The sequence below is a fragment of the Actinoplanes sp. NPDC026670 genome, from assembly GCF_040638175.1.
GTDB lineage: Bacteria > Actinomycetota > Actinomycetes > Mycobacteriales > Micromonosporaceae > Actinoplanes.
The window spans coordinates 62,935-72,045 of sequence record NZ_JBEZXU010000056.1 but is presented as its reverse complement, the minus strand read 5'-3'; the positions used below and the strand labels follow the sequence as shown (position 1 = coordinate 72,045).

The window sequence follows — 9,111 nt, the reverse complement described above, 5'->3', positions numbered from 1 at the left end:
ATCACACCGGTCGCGGACTTCAGCCCCGGCAGTATTGCGACTGCATGCCGGCCGACAGTGACGCAAGATCCATCGCTGCGGCAGGATCCGCCGGCAAGGACTCGTCCGCGTTCCCTGTTCCGGCGATGGCGATGGCGGTGGCGATGGCGATGGCGGTGGTCAGCGCACACGTTGGCCGATCGTGATCGCTCATCGTCGCCCCGACAACGGTAGGCGCACGCGCTGGGCCGATCGCGTGCGTTCATCCACGTCCCAGCGAAGACGTCGGCACACGTAACGCCAACGTGTGCTCCCGTCGTCGCAGCAACCTCCACGAGCCCGGCCGCGCCACCCCAAGGACACCGCGCCGTCGCACCCGGCCCCGCACCCACGCGAAAGTAGATCTTGTGGCAAAGCGGTTCAGGCCTGCCCCAGCCGGTGGACGAGATGCGGAATGACGGGCCTCGCCGACGCCGGAACACCGCGTGCGGCGAAGGGGAACCAGAAAGCACGAAAGTCGAGCGTGGAGAAGCGTGCAAGATCTACAAAGCTGGACGAGGGCGATTCTTCCGCAAATGCGAAATTCCCGGCCTCGGCCGATGGCTCAGTCGCCTGCATGGCCGGTGCGACTGTCGACAGCGCCTGAAACCAGTTTTCGGGCGTCCTTGACAGCGACAGCCCGAAGGATCGGCGAGAGGGCACGGGGCCTTCCCCCTTGATCTTGGACACTTGAACCTTGGATCGCGAGGTCCGGGTAGATCCGCTGAGGGCTTGACCCCGGAGGCGGCGAAAGCCGTGAAGAAGCTTCCCGGGACGTGAATGATCGCGCAAGATCGCTGCGGGCGGGGACATTCGTGCAAGATCCCGAAGCCCGTGAAGGGATACACCGGAGCCTCACGGAACCACACGAGCCCTCGAACGCCGCATAACCTGCCAAATCTGGCGCACTCCAGGTCCCGACTTTCACACCACCGCCCGAACGGCTTCGGCGGCGCGAGCACTGGCCGATCGCGGTTCAGCCAGGCGGGTGTTGGACTGGCTGGTTTCGGTTGGGCGGATGTTGGGCGCACGGGTTTCGAATGGGCGAGCGTTCGACGCGCGGGTTTCGGTCGGGCGGGCCAATGGGGCCAGGGCGGCCAGCAGGATCAACGCGGCCGGCGGCAACGAGTCGGCGTCGATCAGGACCGCCACGATGCCGGCGCCGAACAGCAGCGGGCTCCACGCCGGCGCATGCCGGGACGCGACGAGCAGGCCGAGCAGCGTGAGCATGCCCAGCGAGAACAGCAGCGGACCCGCGAACCGCAGCGGCTCGGCCGGTGGCGTCACCCCGGCGATCGCGGTCGAGACGAGCGTCCACAGGAAGCAGGCGGTACCGGCGACAGTCGCCGCGGCGGCGAACGCGGCCAGCGGGCGGGCGCCAGCCGGGACCAGCGGCCGGACCGCCGCGGCCAGCACCCCGAACAACACCATCGAGCCGAACAACGCGAGGTAAGCGAAATCCGAGGCGAGCCCTTGACCATACGAGCCGTCGAGCCCGTCGACCAGACGCAACAACCCGTAGACCAGCAGCAGGACCGGCGCGTCCACCGCCGCATGCCGAACCGTGAGGCTGTGCCCAACTCCACCCGGCACCATACGATCGCCCAGCACCGTGCGGTCGCCCGACACCGTGCGGCCGATCGGGACCCGACGGTTGACCGGCACCACGCGATCGGCCGGGACCATACGATCGGCCGGGACCATACGGTCGCCCGGCGCCATGCGATCGGCCGGGATCATGCGGTCGGCCGGGATCATGCGTCGGCCGGGATCGTGCGGTCGGGCGGCGCCGGGTGGTCGTTCCGTGTCTCGGGGGCCGCCAGCAGCGTCGCGCTGTCCGGAACAGTGACGCTTCCCGATGCTCTGGTCCGACTCGAAGGCATGGCCCGACCGTACGGCCGATCGGCAAATCGGCGGTTCCGGCGCTTTCCCTGGCACAACCCCGGTTCCACCCTCAGGCCCCGCGCCACAACCCCTAAGGCTTCCTAGGAACCCATCCCGAATCCTTGCCCGCCGGGAAGGCTTCCCGGAATCCGCGGCGGCCGGGTGCGAGTTCCGCGCCAAGGCCGAGAACGTCCACAAAGGCCTGCGCCAGGATGAGCGCGTTCGCAGGATCGGCGCCCTGAACCGGGGCTGACGGTGCCGGGCCGGCGCGCTGACGGTGCCGGGGGCCGACAAGAGCGGCCGGGGGAATCGGGGCGGCGCGAACCCGATACCTCACTGCAGGAATCCGACCCCCGTGACCGACTCGCCGCGCATCTCCTATTAGGCAGATAGGAATGCTATGCTCATCGCTCCCCCGACGAGAAGGAGTGAGCGGGCGTGGGCACCCTTAGCGAGCAGGCAGCCGAGGAGTTCGTCGCGGCTCGGGCGTTCTCGCCGGGGCTGCCCGGGTTCGTCGGGATAGCTGTCGATCTGCTGGTCGATCCGGCTCGGGCGCCGGGTGGGCGGCGGGCGCTGCGGCACGGTTTTCTGGACACCAGGTCGCCACGGGTTCTGGTGGTCAGCGGGCCGCCGTCGCCGGGGCTGGAGGTGGCGCTGCGCCGGATGAGCGATGATCTGGCCGCTTCGGGGCGGATCGTCGACCAGCATCAGCTGACGGTTCTGCCGCAGGCGTCGGCTCCCCTCGATTCCGCCACGGCGGGTGTCCGGGTGGGCCTGGAAGCCGGCCTCGACGGAGGTGGACCGCTCGGACTGCCCCGCCGCTGGGAGCTCGCGCACACCCTGGCCCCGGTGCTGGCGGCCGCCTTCGCGAACTCTCCACTACGGAACGGCCGACCGTCCGGCTGGCGCAGCACACGTCAGGCACTTCGCCGTGGCCAGCGGGTACGCCCCTTGGCCGGGGAGCCACGGGAGGCTTGGGCGGCGTACGTCATGGATGCCCTTGGAAGCACCGGGAACACGCCGCGGCAGACGATCCGGGCCGGAGGCCGGGTGACGGCCGCCGACCTGGAGCGGCATGTGGCCGGACTGCGGCCCGCGGTGGCCGCTCGCGGCCATCTGGAGATCGACGCCGCCGACCGGCAGCCCGGCAACGGCTGGCGCATTCCGGCCGCGGTGACCTCGGTGCTGCTGGACGATCCGCGCGCCGCCGAGGAGGCCACCGAGGCGACCGCCGGCCTGGCCGATGATCCGGCACTGTGGGAACGGGCCGCCCGCGACGCCCTCACCGACCCGGCGCTGGCTGCCGCGGCACGGGATTGCTTCCTGGCCGCTTACGCGGCACTCACCCGCCAGGGCGCCTCCCGCGAGTTGCGCGACGAGGTCGCCGATTTCACCGAGCGGTACGTCTACCGCAGCCGTTGCCCCGCCGACGACATCCTGGACACCGCCGCTGCCCACCCGTGACCCAGCGTGCCGGTCGACGGCGCGACTCAACCCACGACCTCCTGCTGCGTGACGAGCAGCGGCGCGAATCAAACCACAGGTCACCACGCTCCAAAGCACCCAACCCACCGTGGTGAACAACGGCGCGGATCGAACCACGGGCCGGCACGCCCAGTGCGGTGAACAGTGGCCCGAGACAAGCCACGGGTCGGCACGCACTACCGCGACGACCTCAGACGTGGCTGGTCGCGACCTGGAAACGGGTGCGGGCGGAGTTCAGGGGGCGGGGGCCAGGGTGGTGTGCCGGCCGGGGACCGCAGTCAGACGGGCGGCGAGAGGGGCCGGCTCGGCCGGGAGAGGCGGCAACGCGGCTGGACACGGCCGGACCAGATCGGGCGAAGCCGGCGACGCCACCGCCGGCAACACCGCCGGCAACGGGCGAACCGGGTCGGGCGGAGCCGGCAACGAGGCGGCCGGCAGCAGGCGGACCGGGTCGGGCGAAGCGGGCGACGAGGCGGCCGGCAACGCCGCCGGGAAAGGGCGGACCAGGTCGGCCGGGGCCGGCGCGGCTGGGAACGCGGCCAGGTGTGGGCGGGCCGGATCCTCCAGGGGTGGGGTGGGCGCGGCCGGCTGCGGCGGCCCCGCGGGCGGGGAGACGGTTCGGGTGGCTTCGGACGCGAAGCGGGCGGCCACCTCGATGGCGCTGACCACGGTGGCGTGGCGTTCGCCCGGGTGGACACGGCGGCTGGCCGACAGGTGGGCGCGGAGCTGGAGCATGCGTTCGATGCAGTCGTCGAACAATGTCAGCATCTCGTCGTGCACGTGGACATCCCTCCCGTTCCGGGCGGGCCGCCGGGCAGCAACAGTCCAGGGTGGGTCAGGGATGTGTGCCCCGCGACGCGGCGAGTGAGATTGATCGTAGGTTCCGAGGTGACCCCGAGGTGCACAGTTCGGTAACCATCTGTCGAGAGTACGTTTACGGATCGTTTTCCGGGGCATCGCGTTCAAGCTTTGGGACGATTCCCCGAAAATCCCCCTGACCAGGTCTTTAAACTTTCTGGTTGACATCATGAGGTGAATGCGTCTAGGTTGAGTTTCAACCAGAAAGTTGAAAGAGGGGCTGATGTCGGCGGACACGATGGAACGGGTCTTCGGCGCTCTGGCCGACCCGACCCGGCTCGACATGGTGGCCCGGCTCGCCGGGGGCGACGCCACGGTCAACCAGCTCGCCGAGCCGTACCGGATGTCGCTGCAGGCGGTCTACAAACACCTGCGTGTCCTCGAGGACGCCGGCCTGGTGAGCCGCCCGCCCGGACCGCAGCCCCGCGTGGTGCGCCTGGAGACGGAGGTTTTCGACCGGATGGAAGCGTGGATCGAGCGCTACCGCCGGCGGGCCGAGGAGCGCTATTCGAGGCTCGACGCCGTGCTGGCGGAGATGAACGAGGACAGCACCGACAAGACCGGCAACACCGAGGGAGAGGAAGAGTCATGACCGAGGCGAAGATCGAGGCCGACCCGAAGCTGCCGATCATCCGGATCACCCGGGAGTTCGCCGCGACCCCGGCTCAGCTGCTGCGGGCGCACACCGACCCGGATCTGTTCGTGCAGTGGTGCGGGCCGGACTCACTGGTCAACAAGATCGACTACTGGGACGCCCGGACCGGCGGCAGCTGGCGTTACGTGGCCTCCCGCAACGGCGAGGAGTATGCGTTCCACGGCTCGTTCCACCAGGTGGGGCCGGACCGGATCGTGCAGACCTTCACCTTCGAGGGCCAGCCGGACGGGGTGGCCCTGGAGACGCTGTGGTTCGAGGACCTCGGCGACGGGCGGACCCGCCTGCACGCTCAGTCGCTGGTGGACAGCTTCGAGGGCCGGGACGCCTGGCTTCAGAGCGGCATGGAGGTCGGCGTCGAGGAGGGGTACGCCAAGCTGGAGCGGCTGGCCGTCGAGGGCCGCATCTGAGCGGCGGCGTCCTCGGCCTCGTGCCGGAGCAGCACCGCCCGCACGTCGAGGAGCTGGTCGGCGCGCTCCCGGGCGAACCGGTCCCGGTCCCAGCCGGGCACGGCCCGGATGGCGGCCAGCTCGGTGTCGACGTCGGCGACCGTCATCCGCAGCGGGTTGGGCGCGGGGTCGACACGCTCGTTGAACCACGAACTGATCCAGTTGAACATGCTCATCCCCCGATACGACCCCTCCACAGCGGAGGAGACCATATCGGAGATCGTCGTCACAGTGAACAGGGGGGCGGGGCGCGCCGTGCAGAGCGGCGCGCCCCGTACCGATTAAAGGGGTTTTGCCGCGAAGAGCTGGTCGAAGACCGCGACCCGGTCGAAGGTCATGGCGTGCTCCCGCGCCCGGATCTCCAGGTCTCGCCGCTCTTGTTCGGACATGTCCAGAACGACCCGGTCCACCGCGTCGGCGAGCCCGGCGATGTCGCCGGCCTCGACGATCACCGCGGCGTCGCCGACCGCCTCCAGGACGCCACCGGTCGCGGTGGTGATGATCGGCCCGCCTCCGGCGAGGCCCTTCTCGGCGAGCGCGATGCCGAAGGTCTCGACGAAGTCCGGCTCCGGTTTGGTGGGCAGGGCGTACGCCGCACAGCCGGCCATCAGCAGCGGCTTCTCGTCGTCGTCCACGTCGGTGAGGAAGATGATCCGGTCGTCCTCCTTGGCCATCGCCTGCACGTGTTCGAGCGCCGGCCCGGTTCCGGCGACCACGAGTTTCACGTCGTCCCGGCAGCGCATCTGGCCGTACGCGATGACCAGGTCGTAAATGCCCTTGGCCCGGGCCACCCGGGACAGGAAGAGGACATAGCGGTCGCGTTTGAGGCCGCGGCGTTCGAGGGCGGCGTCGACGGCCGCCGGGTCGAGGTCGGTGAAGGCCGACGAGTCGATCGGCGGATAGCTGACGGTGACCCGCTCGCGGCACTGCTGGGCGAACGTGGTGCCGCAGTGCGCGTCGACCTCCTCGGCCGAGGCGATGATCTCGTCGCGGGTGTACTCGGAGACCGCCACCACCTCGTCGCTGGCCAGGAACGTGGTGAGCAGGACGGTGGCCGCCCCGAACCGGCCTTCCCGGAGGCAGGAGCGGATCACGTTGGTGACGTCCGAGCCGACCGCCTTGGCGATGGTGTGCACGTCGGGGTCGAACCCGGCGGCCCGGGCCGCGATGACCGCGTCGTTGATCACCTGGGTGTGCGGCACCAGGTACATCGACAGGCAGACGGTGGGCACGGGTTCGGAGAGCAGCTCGACCAGGCGGCCGGTGAGCCCGGCCAGGTGACGGCCGTCCGGCACCCGGTAGTCGCCGACCGCCTCGGGGCGTTCGACGGTGATGCCGGGGCTGTACGGCAGGAGCCGGTCGAGGGGTTTCAGGGGCAGCCCGGCCGACTGGAGTGTGGGGATCGGCCAGGTGAGCAGCACGACGTCGTCGAAGCCACGGGTGAGGGCCACCTCGGCGAGGTTGCGGGCCTCGCCGGAGTGCCCGCAGATGACCGGATCGGCGCGTACCGCGATGACGAGGCGGCGGGTCGGTCGGCTCATCGTTGTTCCTTAGGGTGGGAATCTGAGAGGGATGGCGGCCGGATCCCGTGTCCCCAGGTGGAGGGCTCGGGGCCCAGTCGCAGATGCAGCCGTCCGCCTTGATGGACGTCGGCGGCGTTCAGGTGGGTGGCGTGCAGGGGCCTCCCGTTGAGGGTCGCGGACTGAACGTACTGGGGCGCCGGGTCGCGGTCAGCACCGTCGACACCAATCGGTGATTCTCGATGTCCGGTGGTCTCGATGACGAACTCGCCGCCCTCGACCTGAATCGCGGACCGTTCGAACGCCGGGGCGTTGACCAGGAACATGTTCTGGCCGGCGACCGGGAACAGGCCCAGCGACGCCCACACGTACCAGGCGCTCAGGCCACCCGAGTCGTCGTTGCCCGGCAGGCCGCCCGGCCCGGTGCCGAACTGCCAGGTGAGCGCCGAGTTGACGATCTCGGCGGTCCGGTCCGGACGGCCCGAGTAGTGGTACGCCCAGGGCACCTCCATGTCCGGCTCGTTGTTGAGGCCCTCGAACCGGTTCAGGGCATAGCCGGTGGCCATCTCGGCCGGGTCGGGGCAGCGGCCGGGCTGCTTGACCGGGGCCGCGCCGTAGCCGAAGAACCGGTCCAGCATGAAACTGAACGCCGAGTCGCCACCGGCCAGCGCGATCCGCCCGGCCATGTCGTGCATCAGCCGGAACGAGTAGTTCCACTTGCCGCCCTCGTAGAACTCCGAGTCGCGCAGCAGGCCGGTCTTCGGGTCGAAGGCGTTCACCCAGTCGCGGCTGCGCCGTTCCAGGTCGGCGGCGAGACGGTGGTCGTTGAGGGCGCGGGCCACCTTGGCGGTGCAGTGGTGGGCGTACGACAGGTCGAGGGTGTGCGTGATCGGGTGCACCACGCCGTGTTCCCAGAAGTCCTCGCCGTACATCCGCCGCAGGTCGTCGACCATGTGCACGAGCGCCCAGGTCCAGTCGATGCCCGGCCGCCGCAGCGCCTGCACGTCGGCCAGGGCGGTGTGCGCGAGCGCGCTGGCCTGCCGGAAGAACCGGTCGGCGCCGCGGGCCATCCGGTAGCCGATCGGGAAGTTGCCCTCCTCCTCACAGACCCGGATCAGGGACTCCAGGATGGCGCCGTAGCGGTCCGGCGCGATCGCCGACAGCAGCGGCATCTGCGTCTTGTAGATGTCCCACATGGTGCAGATGTCGAACGCGTACGGGCCGGGGTCGGGCCAGTTGGGGCTCTCGTCGTCGGCGATGCACGGCTTGATCAGCGAGTGGTAGAGCGCGGTCGCCATCACGGTGCGCCGGTTGTCGGTGCCGCCGTCGACCCGGATCCGGCCGAGGTGGTCGCGCCAGCGGTCCTGGGTCTTCTCCCGGACGGCCTCGAACGCGGGCACGCCGGTGCCGCACTCGCGTTCCAGGTTCTGCCGGGCCTGGTCGCAGCCGCGCAGCGAGAACCCCATCCGGACCTCGATGGTCTGCCCGGCGCGGGTGGGTCCCATGAAGAGCATGCCGAACGGGCGCAGCGTGGTGTGCCGGATGCTGTCGAAGTCGAGCCGGGTGCCGCCGGGGATCAGCCGCCGGTCGTACCAGAGCATCTGCCGCCAGCCGGGGCTGTCCACCTCGATGTGCACCGAGAGCGGGATGCCCTCCATGACCACGGTGCCCTGGGCGCGGCCATGGCCCATGCTCTCGGCCTGGGCGCGCAGCGGCACGGTCCGGCCGAGGTCGATCGCCAGGCCGCCGCAGGACAGGTCGATGACGACCCGGGCGCTGTGGTGGTCGGGGAAGGTGTAGCGGTGGACCGCGACCTTCTCCCCCACGGTGATCTCGCAGCGCACGCCGGTGTCCAGGTTGGCCGCGTAGTAGCCGGCCTCGGCCCGCTCGTCCTCCAGTGGCCAGGACTGGCCGAGGTCGTCGAGCGGCTGGACCATCGGGGTGACCCGCACATAGTTGTAGTACTTGCGGATCGCGCCGGTGCCGGACTGCTGGAAATGCGTGAACCCGGAGGCCTGATGTCTGTCGAACATCTCCTCGGGCACGCCTTCGGTGTTCTTGGCGTACCGGCCGTATCCGGTCGGGTACGCCCCCGAGTAGGCGCAGGCCGAGACCATGCCGAGGGGTGAGGTGGCCCCGGGGTGGGTGTTGCCCACCTGCGGTTTCGGCCACCACCAGGTGGCGGCCAGACCGTGTGCCCTGGGCAGGTCGGTGGCCGCGGTGCCGATGAATGGATCTACTTTGT

10 protein-coding genes are annotated in these 9,111 nt (G+C 70.1%); 3 read left to right on the top strand and 7 right to left on the bottom strand.

Annotated elements, in window-relative coordinates:
• Positions 1-19 precede the first annotated feature (19 nt).
• From AB0E94_RS38770 to AB0E94_RS38760, 3 genes are all read right to left on the bottom strand, one after another.
• On the bottom strand, positions 20-193 hold the full coding sequence (locus AB0E94_RS38770) for a hypothetical protein (protein ID WP_360336849.1): 174 nt from the start codon (positions 191-193) through the stop codon (positions 20-22).
• A 206-nt stretch (positions 194-399) separates the two neighbouring features.
• A complete protein-coding gene (locus AB0E94_RS38765; RefSeq protein ID WP_360336847.1) occupies positions 400-708 on the bottom strand; it encodes a hypothetical protein in 309 nt (102 codons plus the stop codon).
• A gap of 234 nt (positions 709-942) precedes the next feature.
• Positions 943-1,776 carry a hypothetical protein gene (locus AB0E94_RS38760; protein ID WP_360336845.1) on the bottom strand — a complete coding sequence of 278 codons (834 nt, stop codon included), beginning with the start codon at positions 1,774-1,776 and terminating at the stop codon, positions 943-945.
• Between the two features lie 564 nt (positions 1,777-2,340).
• On the opposite strand from AB0E94_RS38760, the gene AB0E94_RS38755 reads away from it, so the two are divergent.
• Entirely contained in the window at positions 2,341-3,366 is a 1,026-nt protein-coding gene (locus tag AB0E94_RS38755) for a glutamate-cysteine ligase family protein (protein WP_360336843.1), read from the top strand.
• Between the two features lie 255 nt (positions 3,367-3,621).
• Here AB0E94_RS38755 and AB0E94_RS38750 read toward each other — a convergent pair whose 3' ends face one another.
• Positions 3,622-4,167, bottom strand: coding sequence for a hypothetical protein (locus AB0E94_RS38750; protein ID WP_360336841.1), 546 nt, complete (start codon positions 4,165-4,167; stop codon positions 3,622-3,624).
• Between the two features lie 301 nt (positions 4,168-4,468).
• On the opposite strand from AB0E94_RS38750, the gene AB0E94_RS38745 reads away from it, so the two are divergent.
• Both AB0E94_RS38745 and AB0E94_RS38740 read left to right on the top strand, forming a co-directional pair.
• The gene (locus AB0E94_RS38745; RefSeq protein ID WP_360336839.1) at positions 4,469-4,837 is read left to right on the top strand and encodes a metalloregulator ArsR/SmtB family transcription factor; all 369 of its coding nucleotides are present in this window, start codon (positions 4,469-4,471) and stop codon (positions 4,835-4,837) included.
• The gene (locus tag AB0E94_RS38740; RefSeq protein WP_360336837.1) at positions 4,834-5,307 is read left to right on the top strand and encodes an SRPBCC family protein; all 474 of its coding nucleotides are present in this window, start codon (positions 4,834-4,836) and stop codon (positions 5,305-5,307) included. Before AB0E94_RS38745 ends, AB0E94_RS38740 begins: the two co-directional genes overlap by 4 nt.
• On the opposite strand, the gene AB0E94_RS38735 is transcribed toward AB0E94_RS38740, so the two are convergent.
• The 3 genes from AB0E94_RS38735 to AB0E94_RS38725 form a co-directional block, all read right to left on the bottom strand.
• Positions 5,232-5,522, bottom strand: coding sequence for a hypothetical protein (locus AB0E94_RS38735; protein WP_360336835.1), 291 nt, complete (start codon positions 5,520-5,522; stop codon positions 5,232-5,234). The two genes, AB0E94_RS38740 and AB0E94_RS38735, sit on opposite strands and share 76 nt — an antisense overlap.
• Before the next feature lie 105 nt (positions 5,523-5,627).
• Positions 5,628-6,887 (bottom strand): glycosyltransferase, encoded by a 1,260-nt coding sequence (locus AB0E94_RS38730; protein WP_360336833.1) that lies wholly within the window; start codon positions 6,885-6,887, stop codon positions 5,628-5,630.
• On the bottom strand, positions 6,884-9,094 hold the full coding sequence (locus tag AB0E94_RS38725) for a GH92 family glycosyl hydrolase (RefSeq protein WP_360336855.1): 2,211 nt from the start codon (positions 9,092-9,094) through the stop codon (positions 6,884-6,886). The genes AB0E94_RS38730 and AB0E94_RS38725 overlap by 4 nt, the downstream gene beginning before the upstream one ends.
• Positions 9,095-9,111: the final 17 nt, after the last annotated feature.

What these genes read in the sequence shown, in the direction of transcription:
- AB0E94_RS38770 (WP_360336849.1), bottom strand. Translation starts at nt 193, where the DNA reads ATGAGCGATCACGATCGGCCAACGTGTGCGCTGACCACCGCCATCGCC.
- AB0E94_RS38760 (WP_360336845.1), bottom strand. Translation starts at nt 1,776, where the DNA reads ATGATCCCGGCCGACCGCATGATCCCGGCCGATCGCATGGCGCCGGGC.
- AB0E94_RS38745 (WP_360336839.1), top strand. Translation starts at nt 4,469, where the DNA reads ATGTCGGCGGACACGATGGAACGGGTCTTCGGCGCTCTGGCCGACCCG.
- AB0E94_RS38740 (WP_360336837.1), top strand. Translation starts at nt 4,834, where the DNA reads ATGACCGAGGCGAAGATCGAGGCCGACCCGAAGCTGCCGATCATCCGG.
- AB0E94_RS38735 (WP_360336835.1), bottom strand. Translation starts at nt 5,522, where the DNA reads ATGAGCATGTTCAACTGGATCAGTTCGTGGTTCAACGAGCGTGTCGAC.
- AB0E94_RS38730 (WP_360336833.1), bottom strand. Translation starts at nt 6,887, where the DNA reads ATGAGCCGACCGACCCGCCGCCTCGTCATCGCGGTACGCGCCGATCCG.